The sequence below is a fragment of the Sphingopyxis sp. 550B genome (assembly GCF_057401805.1).
Window position 1 is genome coordinate 3,760,852 of the sequence record NZ_CM171610.1, and the last position, 20,427, is coordinate 3,781,278.

At 67.8% G+C, this 20,427-nt stretch carries 19 protein-coding genes and 1 other RNA gene; 6 read left to right on the forward strand and 14 right to left on the reverse strand.

Going from position 1 to position 20,427, the window contains the following annotated elements; all coding sequences use genetic code 11:
• Window positions 1-79: 79 nt before the first annotated feature.
• From AC2S9W_RS17385 to dapA, 4 genes are all read right to left on the reverse strand, one after another.
• Entirely contained in the window at window positions 80-2,146 is a 2,067-nt protein-coding gene (locus AC2S9W_RS17385; protein WP_486571343.1) for a M13 family metallopeptidase, read from the reverse strand.
• 94 nt (window positions 2,147-2,240) lie between these two features.
• Window positions 2,241-2,819, reverse strand: coding sequence for a DUF2062 domain-containing protein (locus AC2S9W_RS17390; protein WP_067110663.1), 579 nt, complete (start codon window positions 2,817-2,819; stop codon window positions 2,241-2,243).
• A 35-nt stretch (window positions 2,820-2,854) separates the two neighbouring features.
• Window positions 2,855-3,340, reverse strand: coding sequence for an SsrA-binding protein SmpB (gene smpB, locus AC2S9W_RS17395; RefSeq protein WP_067110614.1), 486 nt, complete (start codon window positions 3,338-3,340; stop codon window positions 2,855-2,857).
• A gap of 85 nt (window positions 3,341-3,425) precedes the next feature.
• A complete protein-coding gene (gene dapA, locus AC2S9W_RS17400) occupies window positions 3,426-4,301 on the reverse strand; it encodes a 4-hydroxy-tetrahydrodipicolinate synthase (protein WP_076076057.1) in 876 nt (291 codons plus the stop codon).
• A gap of 100 nt (window positions 4,302-4,401) precedes the next feature.
• Between dapA and AC2S9W_RS17405 the strand changes: the two genes are divergently transcribed.
• Entirely contained in the window at window positions 4,402-6,435 is a 2,034-nt protein-coding gene (locus tag AC2S9W_RS17405) for a lytic transglycosylase domain-containing protein (protein WP_076076060.1), read from the forward strand.
• Between the two features lie 5 nt (window positions 6,436-6,440).
• Window positions 6,441-6,932 carry a transcription elongation factor GreB gene (greB, locus tag AC2S9W_RS17410; RefSeq protein ID WP_076076063.1) on the forward strand — a complete coding sequence of 164 codons (492 nt, stop codon included), beginning with the start codon at window positions 6,441-6,443 and terminating at the stop codon, window positions 6,930-6,932.
• Window positions 6,933-7,270: 338 nt separating this feature from the next.
• Here greB and AC2S9W_RS17415 read toward each other — a convergent pair whose 3' ends face one another.
• The 9 genes from AC2S9W_RS17415 to AC2S9W_RS17455 all read right to left on the reverse strand — a co-directional run bounded on the left by AC2S9W_RS17415 (window position 7,271) and on the right by AC2S9W_RS17455 (window position 15,012).
• A complete protein-coding gene (locus AC2S9W_RS17415; protein ID WP_156483147.1) occupies window positions 7,271-7,426 on the reverse strand; it encodes a hypothetical protein in 156 nt (51 codons plus the stop codon).
• Window positions 7,427-7,504: 78 nt separating this feature from the next.
• Window positions 7,505-7,889: RNase P RNA component class A (gene rnpB, locus AC2S9W_RS17420), an RNA gene on the reverse strand.
• Between the two features lie 364 nt (window positions 7,890-8,253).
• The gene (locus AC2S9W_RS17425; RefSeq protein ID WP_076076065.1) at window positions 8,254-8,943 is read right to left on the reverse strand and encodes an N-acetylmuramoyl-L-alanine amidase; all 690 of its coding nucleotides are present in this window, start codon (window positions 8,941-8,943) and stop codon (window positions 8,254-8,256) included.
• A 79-nt stretch (window positions 8,944-9,022) separates the two neighbouring features.
• Window positions 9,023-9,883, reverse strand: a complete 861-nt coding sequence (locus tag AC2S9W_RS17430; RefSeq protein ID WP_486571344.1) for a CheR family methyltransferase — start codon at window positions 9,881-9,883, stop codon at window positions 9,023-9,025.
• Window positions 9,880-10,998 (reverse strand): chemotaxis-specific protein-glutamate methyltransferase CheB, encoded by a 1,119-nt coding sequence (cheB, locus tag AC2S9W_RS17435; protein ID WP_083675124.1) that lies wholly within the window; start codon window positions 10,996-10,998, stop codon window positions 9,880-9,882. Before cheB ends, AC2S9W_RS17430 begins: the two co-directional genes overlap by 4 nt.
• 19 nt (window positions 10,999-11,017) lie before the next feature.
• The gene (locus AC2S9W_RS17440) at window positions 11,018-11,392 is read right to left on the reverse strand and encodes a response regulator (protein WP_067113125.1); all 375 of its coding nucleotides are present in this window, start codon (window positions 11,390-11,392) and stop codon (window positions 11,018-11,020) included.
• Window positions 11,393-11,471: 79 nt separating this feature from the next.
• A complete protein-coding gene (locus tag AC2S9W_RS17445) occupies window positions 11,472-11,909 on the reverse strand; it encodes a chemotaxis protein CheW (protein ID WP_067184886.1) in 438 nt (145 codons plus the stop codon).
• Complete coding sequence (locus AC2S9W_RS17450; protein WP_486571345.1) at window positions 11,906-14,326, reverse strand: chemotaxis protein CheA; 2,421 nt, start codon at window positions 14,324-14,326, stop codon at window positions 11,906-11,908. The genes AC2S9W_RS17445 and AC2S9W_RS17450 overlap by 4 nt, the downstream gene beginning before the upstream one ends.
• Before the next feature lie 29 nt (window positions 14,327-14,355).
• Window positions 14,356-15,012 (reverse strand): histidine phosphotransferase family protein, encoded by a 657-nt coding sequence (locus AC2S9W_RS17455; protein ID WP_076076071.1) that lies wholly within the window; start codon window positions 15,010-15,012, stop codon window positions 14,356-14,358.
• Between the two features lie 121 nt (window positions 15,013-15,133).
• On the opposite strand from AC2S9W_RS17455, the gene AC2S9W_RS17460 reads away from it, so the two are divergent.
• From AC2S9W_RS17460 to AC2S9W_RS17470, 3 genes are all read left to right on the forward strand, one after another.
• Entirely contained in the window at window positions 15,134-16,090 is a 957-nt protein-coding gene (locus tag AC2S9W_RS17460) for an RluA family pseudouridine synthase (RefSeq protein WP_076076073.1), read from the forward strand.
• Window positions 16,091-16,170: 80 nt separating this feature from the next.
• A complete protein-coding gene (rpoH, locus tag AC2S9W_RS17465; protein ID WP_067113112.1) occupies window positions 16,171-17,073 on the forward strand; it encodes an RNA polymerase sigma factor RpoH in 903 nt (300 codons plus the stop codon).
• A gap of 631 nt (window positions 17,074-17,704) precedes the next feature.
• Entirely contained in the window at window positions 17,705-18,412 is a 708-nt protein-coding gene (locus AC2S9W_RS17470) for a hypothetical protein (protein ID WP_076076078.1), read from the forward strand.
• 282 nt (window positions 18,413-18,694) lie between these two features.
• Here the strand turns inward: AC2S9W_RS17470 and AC2S9W_RS17475 are convergent, their stop codons facing one another.
• Entirely contained in the window at window positions 18,695-19,507 is an 813-nt protein-coding gene (locus tag AC2S9W_RS17475) for a transporter (RefSeq protein ID WP_486571346.1), read from the reverse strand.
• Window positions 19,508-19,589: 82 nt separating this feature from the next.
• On the opposite strand from AC2S9W_RS17475, the gene mtgA reads away from it, so the two are divergent.
• Window positions 19,590-20,267 carry a monofunctional biosynthetic peptidoglycan transglycosylase gene (gene mtgA / locus AC2S9W_RS17480; protein WP_076076083.1) on the forward strand — a complete coding sequence of 226 codons (678 nt, stop codon included), beginning with the start codon at window positions 19,590-19,592 and terminating at the stop codon, window positions 20,265-20,267.
• The last annotated feature ends 160 nt before the right edge of the window (window positions 20,268-20,427 follow it).

Here is a 20,427-nt window from a genome sequence, read left to right on the forward strand (position 1 = left end):
CGGCCCCGTCCCCCTGCCGAGTTCGGCGTCAGCGGAAGGCAGGGTCGTCGCGGTCAAGGGCAGTCTTTCCTGTTTCGCATCACCAGATGCGGACACGGTCCTTCGGCGCCAGATACAGCTTCTGGCCCGGCTTTACCTGATAGGCCTTATACCAAGGGTCAAGGTTGCGCGAGACCCATGCCCGCTGAATCGAGGGCGAATGCGGGTCGGTGGTGATACGCTGCGACAGATTCTGCTCGCGGTAGTTGCGCCGCCACACCTGCGCCCAGCCAAGGAAGAAGCGCTGGTCGCCGGTCAGCCCGTCGATCACCGGCGCCGCCTTGCCGCCCAGCGACGCCTTGTACGCGTCATAGGCTATGGTCAGCCCCGCGAGGTCGCCGATATTCTCGCCGAGTGTGAAGGTGCCGTCGAGATGTTCGCCGGGCAGCACTTCATAGGCGTCATATTGCGCGACGAGCGCCTTGCCCGCCGCATCGAATGCCGCGACGTCGGCCGGGGTCCACCAGTCGGACAGCTTGCCGGTCTCGTCATATTTCGCGCCCTGGTCGTCGAAATGATGGCTGATCTCGTGGCCGATGACGGCACCGATGCCGCCATAGTTGATCGCCGCATCGGCCCTGGGATCGAAGAAGGGCGGTTGCAGGATCGCCGCGGGAAAGACGATCTCGTTCATCCCGAAATTGGCGTAGGCATTGACCGTCATCGGGGTCATTCCCCATTCCCAGCGGCGGATCGGCCCGCCGAGGCGGCTGATATTGTCGTCATGCGCGAACTGGTTTGCGCGCAGCGCGTTGCCGAACAGATCGTCGGCACGGATTTCGAGCGTGCTGTAGTCCTTCCAGCGGTCGGGATAGCCGATCTTGGTGGTGAAGTTGGCAAGCTTGCGCTTCGCCTTCACCTTGGTTTCGGGCTGCATCCACGTCAGGTGGCCGATGCGCTCGTCGAGCGCGGCGAGGACGTTCTTCACCAGCCCGTCCATCGCCGCCTTGGTTTCGGGCGGGAAATATTTGGCGACATAATCCTTGCCGACCGCCTCGCCCATATGGTCGCTGACGAAATCGACCGCGCGCTTCCAGCGCTCCTGCATCTCCGGCGTTCCCGACAGCGCGGTGCCGTGGAAGGCGAAAGCCTCCTGCGCCACCGCGTCGGGCAGCACGTCGGCGAAATCGTCGAGGCTGCGGACGAGCAGCGCGTCGCGGATCACGCCGATCGGCGCCTCGGCAATCAGCTTCGCCTCGCCGGTGAAGGCGCTCGGCTGCGACACGAGCAGGCTGTCCTCCTTGACCCCGATGCCCCGGATGAAGGTCGTCCAGTCGAAGCCCGGCGCTGCCTGCACGAGTTGGGCGATCGTCATCTTGTTATAGACCTTGGTCGCGTCGCCGCTGTCGTTCTTGTCCCAGTGAACCTCGGCAATCCGCTTCTCGAAATCGTAGAGCGCCCGGGCGCGCGCCGCGGCGTCCTTTTCGCCCGCGAGGGTCAGTATATTTTCGAGGTGGCGGAGGTAGGCGGCCTGCAACGCCGTGTTGCGGTCCCCGCCCTTCAGGTAGAAATCGCGGTCGGGCATGCCGATGCCGCCCTGAACCATGGTGTAGATATAGACGTCGGGATTCTTGTCGTCCTGCCCCACATAACCGCCGAAGAAATGCGAGATGCCGTTGCGGTCGGCCTCGGCCAGCAGCGCCGCCAGCCCGGCCTTGTCGACGGCGCGTACCTTGTTCAGCCAGGGCTCGATCGGCGCCAGCCCCTTCGCTTCGACCCCCGCGCCGTCGAGATAGGAGGCATAGGCGCGACCGATCATGCTGTCCGGATTGCCCTTCGCCGCATCCAGTATCTCGCGCGTGCGCTGCTGCGACAGGTCGGCGAGCGCGGTGAACATGCCATAGTTGGATTTGTCGGCGGGGATCGCCGTCGTCTTTGCCCAGGTGCCGTTCGCATAGGCATAGAAATCGTCGCCGGGCTTCACGCCCCGGTCCATGCCCGCCATGTCGAAACCGAAATCGCCGATCTCGGGCCCGGCGGCGGCATCGGCGGCGGGCGCCGGAGCCTTGGCGGCGTCCTTCGCCGTGACGGAGGAGGCGAAGCCGAGCAGAAGCGCGCCGACGGCGGCGGTCGCGAACAGGCGCGAAGAGATATGCGAACGAGTCATGACGGTCCCCAGAGGATGGTGGGCGCGACCACGGCCCCGGCGCGCGGGGCAGATGGTTACAATGGAAACAGCTATACCCGCGCGAACCGCGCGTTCAACCGGCCGTCCCGTCGCTCGTCGATGCCTCATGTCGTTGGTCGCGCGCCCGGCGCAGCTTGCGCCGCCAGCGCAGGCGGATCCAGTTGTCCCAGAACAGCGCCGCGAGCAGATAGCCCACCACCGCCGACACGACCGAGATGACGAACAACCCCGCGAGCAGCGCGGGCGCCGCGTCGGACAGCACCCAGCGCACCCACGCGCCCGCCGACGCGCCTTCGTCCACCATGATCGAGATGGTGGCGACGTTGGCGTGCAGCCCGAACATGCTGTTCCCCAGCCACACCGACGCCGCGATCAGGAAGGGCGTCGTCGCCGGGTTCGACAGGAAGGTCATCGCGGCACCGATCGGGATATTGGCGCGGAACGGCAGCGCAAGCAGCGCGACGCCCAGAATCTGGACGCCGGGGATCAGGAAGAAGATGCCGACGAACAGCCCGAGCGCGGTGCCGCGCGGCACCGACGTCCGCGTGAAGCGCCATAGATGGCTGTGCGCGACGCGATGCGCGAAGGGCTTAATGAAACGGCTCTCCAGCAATTCTTCCCGCGAAGGAGAATTGCGGCGGATCCAGTTCATCACCGCGGCTTTATCGCGAGGTTTGCCGCCGCGGCTCATCCCCGTTCCTTCATCAGGCGCTGCTTGTCGCGCTTCCAGTCGCGTTCCTTGATCGATTCGCGCTTGTCGTGCGCCTTCTTGCCCTTGGCGAGCGCCAGTTCGACCTTGGCGCGCCCGCGGCTGTTGAAATAGACCGACAGCGGAACCAGCGTCATCCCCTGCCGCGCGACGGCGGCGTGCAGCTTGTTGATCTCACGCGTGTTCAGCAGCAGCTTGCGCGGCCGGCGCGGTTCGTGGTTGAAGCGGTTGCCGTGGCTGAATTCGGGGATATTGGCGTTGATCAGCCACACCTCGCCGCCCGCCACCTCGGCATAGCTTTCGGCGATCGTGCCCTCGCCGAAGCGCAGCGATTTGACCTCTGTCCCCTGCAACGCGATGCCCGCTTCGAACACCTGTTCGACGGCATAGTCGAAGCGCGCGCGCCGGTTCTCGGCGACGACCTTCTTCTTGTCGAATTCGGGGGCGGATTGCGGACGGGCCATTGAGAAACCTGAAAATTGAACCTTATGCCAACTCTTGCCCCATTCGCGTCGAACGGAGGGGGAAAGACCACATAGCGATCATAGCCTAAATCACTCCCGCCGCGGACAGGGCGGCATCGACCGCCCGGCGCGACGCATCCGACGCCGGGATGATAGGTAGGCGCACTTCGGGCGAAAACCAGTCGTGGACGCGCGACAGCGCATATTTGACCGGCCCCGGCGAGGCGTCGGAGAACATCGCCTTGTGCAGCGCGAACAGCCGGTCGTGCAGGCTCAGCGCGCCGCTCCAGTCGCCCGCGGCGCAGGCGGCGGCGAAATCGGCGCACAGCCGCGGCGCGACATTGGCGGTCACCGAGATGCAGCCGACGCCGCCCAGCACCGCGTGCGGCAGCCACAGGTCGTCGTTGCCGCTGAGCTGGCAGAAACCGGCGCCCGCCCCGGCCCGGTGGACGGTGACGCGGGCGAGGTCGCCGCTGGCATCCTTGATCGCGACCACCGACGGAATCTCGGCCAGCCGGCACATCGTCTCGGCCGCGATGTCGGTGACGGTGCGGCCGGGGACGTTGTAGACGACGATCGGCAGGTCGCTCGCGTCGGCCAGCGCCCGGAAATGCGCGATCAGCCCGTCCTGCGTCGGCCGGTTGTAATAGGGGGCGACGACCAGCGCCGCCGCCGCGCCCGCCGCCTGCGCATGGCGCATGTGCCGGATCGCGGTCGCGGTGTCGTTCGACCCGCAGCCGGCGATCACCGGCACGCGCCCCGCCGCCGCCTCGATGCAGACGTCGATGACCCGGTAATGCTCGTCGAAGCCCAGCGTCGGGCTTTCGCCGGTGGTGCCGCACGGGACCAGCGCACTCGTCCCCTGTTTGACCTGCCAGTCCACGAGGCGCACGAAGGCCGGGGCGTCGAACGCCCCATCGCGAAATGGCGTCACCAAGGCGGGAATCGAGCCCGAAAACATGCTCCGCTCCTTTACAAAAAAGCGCCGGAACCGATAGGGAAGGTCGGCGCGCCGCCTAATGAACGCCTATTCAGCGCCCCGCAAGGAGTTTGGCACTAAAATGCCCGGCATGATCTCGCTGTTCCCCGTTTCCCGTCTCGCGCTGGCTGCAGCGCTCCTTCTTCCCTCCATGGCGACCGCCGGCGAACTGACGCCCGAACAGATGGCCTGGTATCGCGCCCAGATGGGGCTTGCGTCGGTCTCGACCACCCCGCCGACGGCGACCAATACGGTCGGCGACGCGGTGATGGAATGGCGGCGCCTGACCCAGGACCAGAGCGCCTCCTTCGACCGCCTGTCGCGCTTCCTGATGGCGAACAAGGGCTGGCCCGACGCGGACAAGATGCGCACCCGCGCCGAAAAGGCGATCGCGATCGACAGCTTCGACCCCGCGCGCACCCTCGCCTATTTCCAGGCCTATCCGCCAAAGACGCCGAGCGGCGAGCTGCGCATGGCGCTGGCGCTCAACGCCTCGGGCCGCCGCGACGAGGCCTATGCCGCCGTCCGCCGCGCGTGGACGAGCGGGCCGCTCGACGAGAGCGAGGTCAACCGCGTGCTCTCCTTCTTCCCCGGCGCGCTGAGCCTCGCCGACCATGATGCGCGGATGGACCGGCTGCTGTGGTCGAACAACACCGCCGCCGCGGCGCGCCAGCTCGGCTTCACCTCGCCCGAACGGCGCGCGCAGTTCGCGGCGCGGCTCGCGCTGCGCAGCGCCGCGGTCGACGCCGCGCTGCAGGCCGCGGCGGTCGAGGCGGCCAACCCGGCGATCCTGCGCACCGATCCCGGCTATATCACCGCCAAGGCGACCTGGCTGCGCAAGTCGGGCCGCGTCGGCGAGGCGCGCGCGCTGCTCGCGGGCCCGCGCAGCCTGGCGAGCCCTCCCACCGATGCCGAGGAATGGCTCGAGACGCTGCTGACCAACGCGCGGCAGGCCGACGCGGCGGGCGACAAGCTGACCGCCTACAATATCGCGAAGCAGATCGACGACGCGCTGCCGCCGGGCACGGTGGTGCGCGAGACGCCGCTGGGGGTGCGCGACGATTACACCTCGCTCGCCTGGCTCGCGGGCCAGCTCGCCTTCAAGGACCTGCGCCGCCCGGCCGAAGCGGTGCGGCTCTACCGCGCCTATGGCGACGCCGCCCGCTCGGCGCAGACGCGCACCAAGGGCTATTACTGGGCCGGCCGCGCGGCGCTGGCGGCGGGCGACGCCGCGGCCGCCAACGCCCATTTCGCCGACGCCGCGCAGCATTACGACCAGTTCTACGGCCAGCTCGCGCTCGAACGGCTCGGCCGGCCGCAGCCGCGCCCGACCCCGGTGCCGAGCATCCAGGTCAGCGGCGCCGAGCGAACGGCGTTCGACGACGACCGCCTCGTCCGCGCGTCGCGCGTGCTGGGAGAGATCGGCGCGTGGCGCGAACAGTCGCTGTTCCTGCGCGCGCTGGCGCAAAAGGCGACCTCGCCCGCCGACCATGTGCTCGCGGGCCAGCTCGCGCAGCAGATCGGCCGCCCCGACCTGGGCGTGATGATCGGCCGCAGCGCGCAGGCGAACAGCCTCGACGCGGTCGAAGTGTCGGGCTTTCCGACCGTCCGCGTCCCCGCCGGCCATGAGGGCAACTGGACCTTCATCCACGCGATCACGCGGCAGGAAAGCCAGTTCGATCGCGCCGCGGTCAGCCATGCGGGCGCACGCGGGATGATGCAGCTGATGCCCGGCACCGCGCGCGAGGTCGCGGGCAAGCTGGGGCTCGGCTACGACGCCGGATCGCTGACCACCGACACCGGCTACAACATGACGCTGGGGTCGACCTATTTCCAGCAGATGCTCAGCTATTTCGGCGGCAGCTATCCGCTCGCCGTCGCCGCCTACAACGCCGGGCCCGGCAATGTGAACAAATGGCTGCGCGCCAACGGCGATCCGCGGACGGGGGCGATCGACATCCTCGACTGGATCGAGGCGATCCCGATCTTCGAGACGAAGAACTACGTCCAGCGCGTGCTTGAGAATGCCGTCGTCTACGACACGCTGCGCGAAGGCGGCCGGGCGCTGCCCAAGGCGCCGCTGAGCTTCTACCTCGGCAAGTCGAACCCCGGCTGAATCCCGTGGCGGGGGACAGGAGCAACATCATCAGCCCGGCGGGCTTCGCCGCGCTGCGCGCCGAATATGACGCGCTGCTGGGCGGGGAGCGGCCGAAGCTGGTCGAAACGATCAGCTGGGCGGCGGGCAATGGCGACCGCAGCGAGAACGGCGACTATATCTACGGCCGCAAGCGGCTGCGCGAAATCGACCGGCGGCTCGCCTTCCTCGCGCGGCGGATGAAGGCGGCGCGCGTCGTCGATCCGGCGGCGCAGCCCGACCGGGACCGCATCTGGTTCGGCGCCACCGTGGAGCTTGCCGACGAGGACAACATGCGGCGCACGGTCACGCTGACCGGCGACGATGAAGCCGACGCCGGCGCCGGGCGGATCGGCTGGAACAGCCCCCTCGCCCGCGCGCTGCGCGGCGCGGCGGTCGGCGACCTGCGCACGGTCCAGCTTCCCGCCGGCCCGAAGGAATGGGAAGTGATGACGATCGCCTATCCCGGCGCGGGATGAGGTTGAAGCACCGTCTGCGCGTTACCCTGTCTATCCCGTCACCACCCTCTTCCCCGGCTAAAGCCGGGGTCCATGCGAGGTAGCGCTGTGCCATCTGGGCCCCGGCTTTCGCCGGGGGACAGTGACGTGTCGAAAAGGGATAATTGCCGACTTGTTTCAGGGTCCGTGGCCTGCCCTCGCATGAAATGCGGTACAAAAGGGGAGGTCCGGCCATGGATGCGGAAACGAGTTCAGCATGACGAACGGACGAGACAGCCCGCCGAGCGCCGCCGAATCCGCCTCTTTTCCTTTATTCCCTTCGTATTTCGCCTTCGCTCGACACGAAGGGAAGAGAGGGTTCAGGGCTGCAGCAGCGCCGGGACGATCCAGATCGCCGACAGCACGACGATCACCGCCGCGAGCGATATGGCGAGGACATAGCGGACATTGTGCCCCTTGACGGCGCTGGTGGCTTCTTCATCGGTGACTTCGACATGTTCGTCGACGACTTTCATGACCGGGCTCCCTATCGTTGGCCTGCAAAGGCAACGCGCCGCCCGCAAGCGCGGTTCCAGCGCAGGTGGGGAGAGTATGGCGCCAGAGGGTCTGTAAGCCGGGTTCTGTCCACCCCTTGCGGGGATGGGCGATCATTCCTCTAGGCGGCCGGTTGCCCGGACGCTCAAGCAGTCAACCCGGACGGCGGGGCCGGAACCAGCCCTGAGTTGCCTCTTGCCATCCCTATTCGACCTTGCTCCCGGTGGGGTTTGCCGTGCCGCGTCCGTTGCCGTCCGCGCGGTGCGCTCTTACCGCACCCTTTCACCTTTCGCCGGGCCGAAGCCTTTGGCGGTCTGCTCTCTGTGGCACTTTCCCTGAGCCCGCCCGAAAGCGGACCCGCCGGACGTTATCCGGCACCGTGGTTTCCGTGGAGCCCGGACTTTCCTCCCCCGCTTGCGCGGCGGCGATCGCCCGACCCTCTGGCAGGGCGCCATATAGCGCGGATGGCGGGCAATTGCGAGCGATTGTAGGAGTGTCGGCTTTGGGGTGGGGAACCGACATAGCTCCCCTCCACTTCCGTCATCCCGGGCTTGATTCGGGATTCCGCTTTTTTTGGGGCATCGACCGGTCTTCGGCATCAAGCGGGACCGGGATCAAGTGGGATATATACCCTTCAGGCAAGTAGGTAGCTGTTCCCCGGCGAAAGCCGGGGTCCATGCGTGGTAGCGCTGTGCCATCTGGACCCCGGCTTTCGCCGGGGAACAGTGACTTGTCTAAAAGGGATAATTGCCGATCAAGTCCGGGGTGACGATGAATGATAGGTCGGCTCCCGGCCGAACCCCGCCGCTCAATCCCCCTCGGGCTGCGGCAAGAGCAGCGCGAGCAGGATCGCCCGGCATTCGCCGTCGATCGTGCCGTCGATCAGTTCGGGACGAAAACGGCGCTGGAACGCCACGGTGGCCGCGAAGCCGTCGGTCACGTCGTAGCCGAAGCGCTCGAGCGCGAGCAGGAAGCCCGCATCGGTCCACAAGGGATCGGTCAGCTTCTTGGTCGGGCGCGGCAGCGCGAGGCGGCGGCGCGCCAGTTCGTGCCATGGAAACAGTTCGCCCGGGTCCTGCTTGCGCGTCGGCGCGATGTCCGAATGGCCGACGACATTGCCGCGCGTGACGCCGTGGCGGTCCTTGATCAGATGGACGAGCCGGACGACCGAGGCGATCTGCGGGTCGGGAAAGGGCACATAGCCATATTCGTGCCCCGGATTGACGATCTCTATGCCGACGCTGGCCGAATTGATATCGCGCACGCCCCGCCAATGCGACTTGCCGGCGTGCCAGGCCCGCTTGTCCTCGGGCACCATATGGGTGATCTGCCCATCCTCGCTGACGACATAGTGCGCCGAAACCTTCGCCGCGGGATCGGCAAGCCGATCAATGGCTTCGGCGCCGGTCTTCATGCCAGTGTAATGCAGGACGATCATCGAGATGGGCAGCGCGCGCTCGTCGAAATTGGGGGACCAGCGTTCGATAAAATCGCCCATGCCTCTCGCGATCCATTATTGTTCCGGCCCGGCGCGGAACCGCTCTTTCCCCTGCGCCAGCGGGGCGCAAAAAGCAAGGTCAGGCGGCGACGGGGCGCCGCACCTGCTGGTCGGCCGGTTCGTACAGGCCGCGCAGGCGCGGGCTGGCGACGAACTGGTCGGTCTGCCCGAGCACCGTCTCGCCGGCGCCGAGGACAAGGAAACTCTGCGGCGCCGCGATCGCGCGCAGCCGCGCGAACGCCTTCTGCCGCATCGGCATCGCGAAATAGAGCAGCAGGTTGCGGCAGAAGATCAGGTCGGCCGGCGCGGCCAGCGGCGGCCGGTCGATCAGCATGTTCTGCACCGAAAAGTCGACGCGGCGGCGCAGGTCGGCCTTGGCGAGCCATCCCGCCTCGGTCTGGTCGAACCAGCGGACCATGCGCTGCACCGGCAACCCGCGCTGAATCTCGAACTGGCTGTAGAGCCCGACCCGCGCGCGCGAAATGGCGTGGTGGCTGACGTCGGTGCCGATGACGTCGACGCGCCAGCCCGCCCAGCGCTCGCCCTGCTCGGCGAGCAGCATCGCCATCGAATAGGCTTCCTGCCCGCTCGATACGCCGCAATGCCAGATCGTCAGTTGCCGCCGGCGCGCGTTCACCACGCGAAGATATTCAAGCGCCTTCTCCGCAATATCGTCGAAGACGCTGTGTTCGCGGTAAAAGAAGGTCTCGTTGTTGAGCATCGCATCGACCGTGTCGTCGAGCAGTTGCCGCCCGTTCGCGGTGACGAGCGCGGCGACCAGCGTGTCGAGGTCGGCGATGCCGTGCCGCTGCAACACCGGTTTCAGCGACATCTCGATCCGCCAGATGCGGTTCGGCGACAGCGTCTGGCCGGTGCGCGATTCGAGCACGCTCATCAGGACGCGATAGGCCGATTCGCTGGCCGTGCCGCCGCCCATCATCGCCGCGACCGTCCCGCCAGGCTGCCGCCCAGCATCAGCGCGATCGCGTCGGGGTTGAGCGTCGCCGCGGCAATCCCGGTCCGACTGACCGCGCCGGGCATGCCCCATATCACGCAGCTTTCGGGCGCCTGCGCGAAAACCGTGCCGCCCGCCGCCTTCAGGCGCGCGGCTCCCTGCGCGCCGTCGCGCCCCATGCCGCTGAGGATCACCGCGACGCCGCCCTCGCCATAGACCTCTGCGACCGACGCCAGCATCGGGTCGGCCGAAGGACAGCAGCCATTGTCGACCGGGTGCCGGTCGAGCGCGATCTCGCGCCGCCGACCGTTGGCGACGACCACCAGATGCGCGTCGCCCGGCGCCAGATAGATATGCCCCGCCTCGACCGGCATCCCCGCCGTCGCGACATGGACACGGCGCGTCGTCAGCGTCGCGATCTGCCGTGCATAGAATTCCATGAAGGCGTCGGGCAGATGCTGCGTCAGCAGGATCGGCGCGCGAATGCGCGGATCGAGGTGCGCGAGAAAGGTCGTGAACGCCGGAATGCCGCCGGTCGAAGCCGCCACCGCGATGCATTCGAGCGGCTGGCCGGCATCGATCACCGGCGCTGCCGCGAGCCGCGCCGGACGGCAGACGGCGCGCGCCGCGGCGGGGATCGCCGGCGACCGCTGGCCAAGCGAGAGGATGCGATCGGTCAGCACCTCGGCAAAGCGGCCCGAGAAACTGCCGCGCCCAGGCTTGGCGAGCGTGTCGCTGGCGCCGAGCGCCAGCGCGTCGATCGCCGCCGATCCGCCCTCGACGCAATTCGACGACAGGATCAGCACGCGCGCATTCGCCGCGCGCTCGAGGATGAGCGGCAGCGCGTCGATGCCCGTCATTCCCGGCATTTCGAGGTCGAGCACGACGACGTCGGCCGGTTCGCGCGCCAGCCAGGCGAGCGCATCCTGCGCCGAGGCGAAGGACGCGCAGATGCTGAGCCCCGGCCGCTGCTCGATGATGCGTTCGAGGATGCTGCGCACGACGAGGCTGTCGTCGACGAGCATCACGCGCACGTCGCGCGGAACCGGGCCGGCCTCTTCCGGCGGCGGATCGTTCGGGCGGGGTTGCGGCCGGGTCATGCGGCGGTCTCGAACAGCCTCAGGCAACGCCGACGAGTTGCAGCTTTCCTTCGAGCGTTTCGCGGTCGAACGGTTTCATCACATATTCGTCGGCGCCGGCCTCGATCGCCGCGCGGATATGGTCGATGCTGTTCTCGGTAGTGCAGAAGACGACGCGCGGGCGCTCGTCGTGCCCGAAATCGAGATCGTTGAAGGCGCCCAGGAATTCCATGCCGCTCATCACCGGCATGTTCCAGTCGAGCAGGATCACGTCGGGCCGGTTGGCGCGGCAGAAGCGCAGCGCTTCCTGGCCATCGGCCGCTTCATCGACCGCAAAAGCCATGCTTTCAAGGATATGGCGCGCGACCTTGCGAATGACCTTGCTGTCATCGACGACCAGACAGGATTTCGACATTTTCTACCTCCGACCCCCGGGGATTTCGGCCACCCTAGGCCAAAGGGGTATGCAGCGCGTTAACATGATGGGCATCCCGTCAGGCCGCCCGCGCGGCGGGCGCGGCGATGAAATGCGCCGGGTCGACGACGAGCAGCGACGCCCCGTCATGCTCTATCATCGCATCCGCGACCCGCGCCCAGCCGGGCAGCAGCTTGCCCGCGACACGCGTTTCGGGCGCCGCGATGAAACAGACATCCTCGATCGCGTCGGCGAGCAGCGCATAGCCGTGTCCACCGACGTCGACGACGATCACGCGCTGGCCGGGCGCGACGGGAACCGCCGGCAGGCCGACGACGACATGCGGGTCGATCAGCGTCAGCACGCGGCTGCGCAGCGCGAAGATTCCCACGACATGCGGCGGCGCGGCGGGGACCGCGACCGGCTGGCCGACGGTGACGACCGAATTGATCGCGTCGCTGCGCAGCGCGACGCGCGTGTCGGCGATCCGCGCGACCAGATAGAGCCTGTCGATCACGGCCGGCCTCCCCCGACATGCCGGCGCAGCGCATCGAGAAGCGCCTGGCGATCGTAGCGATAGATGGTTTCGTCGGCCGGTCCGGCCGTCGCCGCCGAAGCGCGCAGGCGGATCACCGGGATGCCGCCGCCATGCGCGCAAAGCCCGTCGTCGGCGGCAAGGCACAGCAGCACGTCGGGCGCCTCGCCTTCGCCGGCATCGCCGTCGGACACGACGCGATAGCCCGCGCCGCGCAGGATCGGCGCGAGGAAATTGCCGCCCCAGCCGTCGGCATCGTCGGCGATGCGGCACAGCGGCCGGCGGGCCTCCTCCACGGACGGGGTGAGGATGGCCGCGTGGCGTTCCATCAGCCAGAACGGGTCGATCAGCTCGACCGGCTCGCCGCCGATCAGCACGACGCCGGCGACCAGCCCCGGCGCCGCGGCGGGCTGCACCGCGTCGGGCAGCCGCACGATGTCGACGACCGCCGCGACCGGATAGCAGAGCACCGTGCGGCCATCGAACAGGCGCAGCAGCTTCACCGTGCCATGGCCTTCGGGCAGCGCGTCGGCGTGGACGGGGAAAATATCGTCGCCGATCTGGACCCGCACCGTCCCGGCGCTTTCGAACAGGGCGAGCGCGGGCACTTCCTCGACGCGCTCGATCACCGACAGGCGCACGCCGCGCGTCCGGCCATCGGTATCGCGGAACAGCAGAAGCTGCGCCGCGTCGCGCGCCGCGGCCGCGGCGGCGGCCTCCTCGGCGGCGGCGGCTTCGCCGCGTTCCGCCTCGGCCGCGTCGATCGCCGCGGCGGCCAGCAGTCCCTGCACGTCGAGCAGCAGCACCGGCTGCCCATTGTCTGGCAGCGTCGTGCCGGCATAAAGGCCGGTCGCCATGATGATCGGCGCCGCGGGCTTGATCACCAGTTCCTCCTGATCGTGGATCGCCGCGACGCTCAGCGCATAGCTCTGCCCCTGCCCCGGCCGGACGATCACCAGCGCGCGGTCGTCGTCATCCTCCTCCGCATCGCGCGGGCAGCCGAGCACCTCCTCCAGCCGCAGCAGGGGGTAGCGCTGTCCGCGCACGGTCGCCAGTTCGCCGCCGCCGACGCGGTCGATGCGCACCGTATCGCTGTTTTCGAGCAGGATCTCGCGCACCGCGCCGCGCGGAATCGCGAAATACTGCCCGGCGGCGCGCACCATCAGGCCGGAGATGATCGTCAGCGTCATCGGCACGCGCAGCAGGATCGACAGGCCGCGCCCCTCCTCGTTGCGCAGTTCGACGACGCCGCCGATCTTCTCGACATTGGCGTTGACGATATCCATGCCGACGCCGCGTCCCGAAATCGCCGTCACCTGCGCCGCGGTCGAAAAGCCGGGGCGGAAGATCAGGCCGAGCCGTTCGGCGGGCGTCAGCGCGCGCGCGTCGCTCGCGGTCAGAATCCGCGCCGCGATCGCTTTGGCGACCAGCGCGTCGGGCGACAGGCCGCGGCCGTCGTCGCGCACCTCGATCTCGATCTGGTTGCCCGACTGGCGCGCCGCGACGACGATGGTCGCGGTCATGTCCTTTCCCGCCGCCGCGCGGTCGGCGGGCGCCTCGACGCCATGGTCGACCGCGTTGCGGACGATGTGGATCAGCGGATCGCGGATATTCTCCATCATCTCGCGGTCGAGTTCGACCTCGCCGCCGCTGGTCGTGAAGCGGATTTTCTTGCCCGTTTCCTGCGCCAGGTCGCGCACGATCCGCGGCAGCGGCGCGAACAGCTTGTCGATCCGCTGCATCCGCATCTGGCTGACCGAATGGCGCATGCCGGCGATCGAATCCGACAAGCGGTCGAACGAGGCGATCAGTGCCGGATCGGGCCCCGATTCGCGCAGCATCCGGGTGAATTCGTTGCGCGCGAGGACGATGTCGGTGACCCCCGTCATCACGCTGTCGAGCAGCGGCAGCGGCACCCGGATCGAGCGCCACCCCTGCCCGTCGGCAAGCAGGTCGTCCTCGCGGCGAAGCGGGATGCCCGCGACTTCGACCGCCGGATCGGCATCGGACTGCCGGCCGTCGAGCGCGGCGATGATCGCGCCGTCGTCGCCCGCGGGCTCCGCCCCGTCGCGGCCCAGCGCGTCGCACAGCTCGCTCAGCCGGTCGACGATCGCCAGCACGGCGGTGACGAGCATGGCGTCGGCCGGGCGGTTACCGCGGCGGACTTGGTCGAGCGCATCCTCGGCGGCATGCGACAGCGCCGTGACGCGCGGCAGGGCCAGAAAGCCCGAACTGCCCTTGATCGTGTGGACGAGCCGAAAGATCGCGTCGAGCCGCTCGCGATCGGCGGGGTCGGCCTCCCACGCGACGATCGCCCCCGCCGCTTCGGCAAGGATTTCCGACGTCTCGGTCAGAAAATCGTTCAGCAGATCGTCCATCGCGGTATCGGTGCGCCCCAAAATCCTGTGCGCACCATGGCCGACAATGGTTAACGGAGGGTTTGCCTAGCCCCCTTGAGCACCGCCCCGACGAGCAGCGAGGTCGGCGTTTCGCGCGCGAGCATCACCGTGCCGCCATTCTGCGCCGCGACCGCCTGGACAAGCGCGGCGGGCGCGGTGCGCGACGTCATCGCGGCGGCCCCTTCGCCTTCGGAAAGCAGGCGTTCGACATCGGCATCGACCAGGATGCGCTCGGCCTCGGCATGCAGCGCGATCTCGATCCCCTCGCCCGCCTTTTCGCAGCCGATGTCGAGCCGCCCGCCGCGCACCAGCGCATCGACGAGGATCAGCGCGAGGTTGAGGATGATCTTGACCGCCGGCTTGGGCAGCGGCTCGTCGGCGATCATCCAGTTCAGCTCGATCGGCCGGTCGGCCATGATCCCCTCGATCGCCGCCTTCGCCTCGTCGGGCGGCACCGCGTCGCCGAACCCGCCTGCCGAACCGAAAGCGAGGCGGAAGAATTTGAGCTTGTTGGCCGACGTCCTCGCGCTCTGTTCGAGCAGGTCGAACACGCGCGCACGCATTTCGGCGTCCTGCTCGTCGGCGAGCAGTTCGAGCCCGTTGGCGAAAGCGCCCACCGGGCTGAGCAGATCGTGGCACAGGCGCGAGGCCAGCATGGACGCGAAATCGACGCGATCGTCGGTCATGGATGAAGGCTCCCCCCAGGGCGGACCGGGCCCGGTCCGCTGCCGCTCCTACGGCAGCGAAGGGGCGAAGGGCAAGCGCGATCCCCTTGAATTTCGACGCGCCGAAGCCACATCGACCTCGATGCAGGGGGACGACGCCATCTTGACCGTGACGCTGGCGGACAGCGCGGCCGGGCTGCGGCTCGATCGCGCGCTGGCCGAGGCGCTGCCCGACCTGTCGCGCGAGCGCGTCAAGACGCTGATCAAGGGCGGCCGGGTCGCCGACACGCGCGGCACGGTGCTGTGGGACCCGGCGGCGAAGGCCGCGGCGCCCGCGACGCTGGAAGTGCGCGTGCCGACCCCCGCGCCCGCGCACAACGTCGCGCAGGACCTGGACCTTGTCATCGCTTATGAGGACGAGCATCTGATCGTCGTCGACAAGCCCGCGGGCATGGTCGTCCACCCCGCCGCAGGAAACCTGGACGGGACGATGGTCAACGCGCTGCTCCACCATTGCGCGGGGCAGTTGTCGGGAATCGGCGGCGTGGCGCGGCCGGGCATCGTCCACCGCATCGACAAGGACACCAGCGGGCTGATCGTAGCCGCCAAGCACGACAAGGCGCACGAGGGACTGGCGAAGCAGTTCGCGGCGCACAGCATCGATCGCCGCTATCTCGCCATCGCGACCGGCCGCCCGATGCCCGCGAACGGCACGGTCGAGGCGGCGCTCGGCCGCTCGCCGACGAACCGCAAGAAGATGGCGGTCGTGCCCGCGGGGCGCGGCAAGCAGGCCGTCACCCATTATCGCACCATCGAGCCCCTGCGCGGTGCGACGGTCGTCGAATGCCGGCTCGAAACCGGCCGTACCCACCAGGTGCGCGTCCACATGGCGCATATCGGGCATCCGCTGGTCGGCGACCCGGTCTATGGCCGCACCCGCAAGCCGCTGTCGGACGTGCTGAAAGCGCGGGGTTTCGAGCGGCAGGCATTGCACGCGGCCCATTTGGGTTTTATTCATCCAGTAACTGGCAAAAGGATCGCACTCGACAGCGATCTGCCCGCGGACATGCGGGAACTGATCGACGAACTGCGCGTTTAGGTTTCGAATGAAAATCTATTTTGACCGCCGGAGCCAACCGCGGCAGGATATTTTCAGGTTTTAGGGAAGACACTTTACCAATGGCGAATAAAAGCAACGTTCCGGCTGTGGTGCCCGCGCTCGGCGGTGAGGCGAGCCTGAACCGCTATCTGGCCGAAATCCGCAAATTCCCCCTGTTGACGCCCGAGCAGGAATATATGCTCGCGAAGCGGTTCCAGGAACATGACGATAACGAGGCCGCGGCGCAGCTCGTGACTTCGCACCTGCGCCTCGTCGCCAAGATCGCGATGGGCTATCGCGGCTATGGCCTGCCGGTCAGCGAGCTGATCAGCGAGGGCAATATCGGCCTGATGCAGGGGGTGAAGAAATTCGACCCCGACCGCGGCTTCCGCCTCGCCACCTATGCGATGTGGTGGATTCGCGCCTCGATCCAGGAATTCATCCTGCGGTCGTGGAGCCTCGTGAAGATGGGCACCACTGCGGCGCAGAAGAAGCTGTTCTTCAACCTTCGCCGGATGAAGAACAACCTCGAGGCGTTCGAGGACGGCGACCTGAGCCCCGAACATGTCGCGAAGATCGCGACCGACCTTGGCGTCACCGAGGACGAGGTGGTCAGCATGAACCGCCGCATGGCGATGGGCGGCGACACGTCGCTCAACGTCCCGATGGGCGAGGACGGTGACAGCCAGTGGCAGGATCTGCTCGGCGACGAAGGCCCGCTGCAGGACGAGCGCGTCGCCGAGGCGGAGGAACGCGACGTGCGCCACGCGCTGCTCAGCGAAGCGCTCGAAACGCTGAACGACCGCGAACGCCACATCCTGACCGAACGCCGCCTGACCGACGACCCCAAGACGCTCGAGGACCTGAGCCAGGTCTACGACGTCAGCCGCGAGCGCGTCCGCCAGATCGAGGTGCGCGCGTTCGAAAAGCTGCAGAAGGCGATGCTGAAGCTCGCCGGCGAACGGCGGCTGATCGCGACCTGACCGGCGGGGCTCTCATACTCCGGAGAGTGACGCCGTTCGACGCAGGTCGGGCTGGCGCGACACTTGTTTCCTTCGTCACGCTCGCCTTGTTTCGGCATTCATGACTCGCGCTTGCGGCAGATGCCGCGCAAAGCGGGAGGGCTGGCCACGGATGCTGAAACAAGCTCCTTTCGACAGGTAGAAACCTGTTCCCCGGCGAAAGCCGGGGTCCAGCTACGTGCGCCTGCCTCGCATGGACCCCGGCTTTCGCCGGGGATCACCAGCGTCCCTGTCTCCAAGGTATAAACGCCAAACAAGTTCAGGGTGACGAAAGAGAGAAACCGTGCCGAAATCCGAATCCCCACAGCCATACCCGCTTCGTCATTGCGACCCCGGATCTGATTCCGGGGGAAGCAATCCGCGGCGGTTTGCGCTACTCTGGATTGCCGCGCGGCTTCGCCGCTCGCAATGACGAGTCCATTCGATGTCATCGCACTCCAGGTCCAGCATGACGGGATCGGGGATGGCCGAATTTTTCCGACCCCGACCAACCGGGCTGCGTCACCGCCTGCTCGCGGCGTGAATTGACAGGCGGGAGCAAAGGATTAGCTTCCCCTCCCGACGCTTCGTCACCGCTACAGGGGGACTCATCATGTGGAAATGGATCCGGATACCCAAGGGCATTGCGCTGCTCGCCTTCCTGCTGCCGTGGATGACGGTCAGTTGCTCCAACCAGAAGATCGCCGAGGCGAGCGGGTTCGGCCTGGCTTTCGGCAGCATCAAGACGATGGGCCGGGCATCGAGCAGCGGTGACGGGGCCGCGATGAACCTGTGGCTGATCCTTGCGCTGCTCGCGATCGTCGGCGGGCTGGTGCTGCTGTTCACGCGCGGGCGCGAAACGGCGAAGCTGGTGCTCGGCACCTCGGCGGCGGCGCTGCTGCTGATCCTGATCGGGACGTGGCGCTACAGCAAGGACGCGATCGCCGCCGAAGCGGCCAAGAATGGCGGCGGCAACGGCGGACTCGATCAGGCGGCGCTGTCGATGATCCAGATCGACTGGCACTTCGGCTATTGGCTCGCGCTGCTGGCACTGATCGCGGCGGGCGTGATGGCGTGGCTGGTGATGAGCGGCAAGGAGGCCGAAGCCGAGGCCAAGATGCGCTCGCTCGCCGCCGATGCCGCGGACGCGGCCAAGGTTGCCGCCGCCAAGGCAGGCGACGCCGCCAGAGATGCGGCGGCGAAGGCGAACGACGCGATCGATGCCGCCAAGGACGACAGCAAGGACGCCAGCAAGGACAGGGCCGGCGACGATGCCGGCGCCGCGCCGGACGGGAAAGACGGCGACCCGCCGAAGCCCTGAACCGGCGAGAATGGCGGCCGTCGTACGCTCCGGCCTGCGGCCCCGTTCCCAGGAGCGTAATCCGCTTTGACTGAAACATTTGTGTGTCCCCGCGCAGGCGGGGATTCGGGGCAGGCTGGCGCAAGATCGCTCTGGGTCCCCGCCTGCGCGGGGATACGCCTATAAATCAGCAGGTTTCATTCAAAGATGATCATGCTTCAAAGTGATATGCTCCCGCGCCGTCGGGAAGCTTGCGCTTTTCCGCTTCTGGTTGAGGCACATTCAAGCCAAGCATGACAGAATCTAGAAACGGCGCGCAAAGCCGAAATAGAATTGAAAATCGGGGCTGGCGCGGTTGAGGCCGATATTGGCGCCGATGTCCCATTGGCTGTCGTCGTCCGGCTGCCATCCGGCCGACAGACCGGCGAGCCATTCGCTGTCGTGCCCGGCAGGATCGCGGTCGCGCACGAAGGAGAGTTCGGCCGCGATCGATATCGCGTCCGAAGCCGCGAAACCCGTCCCGGCCACCGCGCCATAGGCGAGATGGCGGCCATTGCCGTCGGCGTCGACCGCCGCGTCGACGTGCGGCGTCAGGCTGAGCGAAACCGCCCCCGCCTCGACGCTCGCCGGGATCAGCAGGCCCGCGCCCCAATCGCCGGCGCCGAGCGCGCGGCCGCCGACCGGCAGGCTCGCATAGGGCATGACCGCCAGCGAAAAGCCCGAACCGTCGGGGTTGCGCAGGTTGCGGCGCAGCGCCAGCGTCACGTCCCCCGTCCCGGTCCGGCCGGCCGCGGTCCCCGCAACCCTGTCGCGCTCGCGCACACGGCCGAGCGCGGTCCAGCCGACCTGCACCTCGGTCGAAGGCGTCAGGCCGACGCGCAGCAACGCCTCCCCCGCAGTCACCGTGTCGGTACGCAGGGTGCCGTCGCGCTCGCGCGTCCAGTCGCCGATGCCGAGTTCGATCACCACGGTTCCCGCCTCCACGGTGCAGGCGGGGGTGCCGAGCCCCGGCCGGTCGGGGCACAGCGCACGCGGTTCCTGCGCCGCCGCCGGGGCGACTGTCGCTAACAGGGCGATCAGGACAAACGCGGGCGGCAGCATGGCGAATCGACACATGCGATCGGGACTTTTCCTTTGCATCGCACTCGACTAGGCCGCTTCGATGGCGAGGAAAAGCGGGACGCGGGCGAAATCCACCATGGGGCGGTTCTTCGGGACCGCGCTCAAGATTCTGGTCGGCGCCCTGCTCTTCTCCGTCCTCTGGGTGCTCCTCTATGCCGTCGTGCCGCCGCCGGTGACCTTCACCATGCTCGCGGACCGCAACGGCATCACCAAGGACTGGACCAGCCTGTCGCGGATCGACCGCACCATGGTCCGCGCCGCGATCGCCGCCGAGGACGGCAAATATTGCAGTCACAACGGCTTCGACCGCGCCGCGATCGAGCAGGCGATCGAGCGCAACGCGCAGGGCAAGCGAATCCGCGGCGGATCGACGATCAGCCAGCAGACGGCGAAAAACGCCTTCCTGTGGCAGGGCAGCGGCTGGACGCGCTATCTGCGCAAGGTGCCGGAGGTGTGGTTCACCTTCCTGATCGAAAAGATCTGGGGCAAGCGGCGGATCATGGAGGTCTATCTCAACATCGCCGAGACCGGCATCGGCACCTATGGCGTCGAGGCGGGGGCGCAGCGCTATTTCAAGCATGGCGCGAGCCGGCTGACGCCCGCCGAAGCGGCGCGCATCGCCGCGATCCTGCCGCTGCCCAAGAAGCGCGAGGCGATCAGCCCGTCGGGCTTCACGCGCCGGTACGGCAACATGATCCGCGCCCGCATCGGCGTCGTCGCGCGCGACGGGCTCGATGCCTGCGTCTATGACTAGCGACGCGCCGTCGGCATAGGCCCGAAACGCGCGAAAGGACGCCGCAAACACCGTTCGCCATCGGTTCGCCGCACAATGCACTCCAATTACCGGCGCAAGCAATCGCGCGCTCTTGCAGGGACTCCGCAGGTGCCGGAAAGGGCGACCTGAACGCGGGGGC